The organism is Pseudomonas sp. Je.1.5.c (genome assembly GCF_051129895.1).
Classification (GTDB): Bacteria; Pseudomonadota; Gammaproteobacteria; order Pseudomonadales; family Pseudomonadaceae; genus Aquipseudomonas; species Aquipseudomonas urmiensis.
Window position 1 is genome coordinate 1 of record NZ_JBCPSP010000111.1, and the last position, 345, is coordinate 345.

The following is a 345-nucleotide window of genomic DNA, read 5'->3' on the forward strand; positions in this document are numbered from 1 at the left end:
GGCCGGAGCAGTCGGTGTACTGGCTGAGCAGGCCGTCGCCGGTGTAGGCGAGGGTTTTTTCGTTGCCATTGGCATCGACTACGGCGATGGGCAGGTTGTCGCTGTTGTAGCGGTACTGGGTGGTGTTTTCCAGCGGGTCGATGGTTTCGATGAGGTTGCCGCGCTGGTCGTAGTCCCGCCGCCACAGGCCGCCTTCGGCGTCGCGGGTCTTGAGCAGCTGGTCGTGGTCGTCGTAGGCGTAGTGCACGCAACTGCCGTCGGCGCGGGTATGTTGCAGCAGGTTGCCGCGCTCGTCGTAGGCGAAGCGCTCGGTGCTGCCATCGGCGTGCAGGTGCTGGGTGATGT

The 345-nt window shown here is 64.9% G+C and carries 1 protein-coding gene; it reads right to left on the minus strand.

Going from position 1 to position 345, the window contains the following annotated elements:
* The coding region (locus AAZU54_RS27350) for a hypothetical protein (protein WP_434727902.1) at positions 1–345 on the minus strand (345 nt) is incomplete at both ends.